We start from the raw sequence: 912 nt of genomic DNA on the forward strand, positions 1-912 counted from the left end.
TATAGTTAAATCTTTATAAAATCGATACAGCCCATATCATGAAACAGTTTAGGTAGATTATTCTCCATCCATCCTTGGCGTAGAAACTTAGCCTGTGCCCATTTTTTCTCGATAGGGTTCAGATCAGGGCTGTACGGCGGCAGCCATAAAATACGATGGCCATGCCTATTGAGTAGTTTTTGAATGCGTCTACTTTTATGAAACCGAGCGTTATCCATGACAATCACGCACTTGGTTTTAAGACTTGGAATAAGTGTGAACTTACACCAGTCATAAAATATATTGCTATTGATGTTCTGCTCAAAGTAATCAAGGGCAAACAGCATCTTTTCATAGAGAGCTCCGATGACATTCGTTCGTCTCGGAGCTTGCCAGTTGTAGCTATCGATACAGGGTTTACCTATCGGTGCATAGCCATGAGAACGAATGGTTTCAGCCTCAAAGCCGCTTTCATCCATGTACACAATGGGATAGCCTTGCTGCGTAAAGCGATCAAGCCTACTCTGGAATACCGCTCTTTTTATCGGACACGCTTTTGGATGTTCTAAGGTCTTTTTTTTGACTGATACCAAGACGCTTTAAAGCATTAAAGATACCCGTTTGACTACAGTTCAAGCGACGAGCTCTTTCATAGTTATAATCATCTGGGTATCTTTTTACGTCTTCAATCAATGCGTCATCAGGTATTTTAGTCGGTGCTTTATTTCTGGTTGTTTTAGGAGTTAGGTTCTGCTGCCAGCTATGAATGGTGCTTGTGCTAAGTCCATAAAATAGCGCAGCTTCTCGTATGGTCATACCATCAGCGATGCTAAAAAGTACCTGTTTGCGATAGTCTATTGAATAAGTCATCGTTTATTTCATTAAATGCAATTGTTAATAGGATTGTATCGGTTTTATTTGGATTAGACTATA

The 912-nt window shown here is 40.0% G+C and carries 2 protein-coding genes; both read right to left on the bottom strand.

All coding sequences use genetic code 11. The annotated features are described in order from the left end of the window. Positions 1-5: 5 nt before the first annotated feature. A complete protein-coding gene (locus tag Q0895_RS13385; RefSeq protein WP_299189784.1) occupies positions 6-572 on the bottom strand; it encodes an IS630 family transposase in 567 nt (188 codons plus the stop codon). Next, the gene (locus tag Q0895_RS13390; RefSeq protein WP_299189788.1) at positions 499-849 is read right to left on the bottom strand and encodes an IS630 transposase-related protein; all 351 of its coding nucleotides are present in this window, start codon (positions 847-849) and stop codon (positions 499-501) included. Before Q0895_RS13390 ends, Q0895_RS13385 begins: the two co-directional genes overlap by 74 nt. Between the last annotated feature and the right edge of the window lie 63 nt (positions 850-912).

Origin of the sequence: uncultured Psychrobacter sp., from assembly GCF_947495825.1 — a bacterium.
Classification (GTDB): Bacteria; Pseudomonadota; Gammaproteobacteria; order Pseudomonadales; family Moraxellaceae; genus Psychrobacter.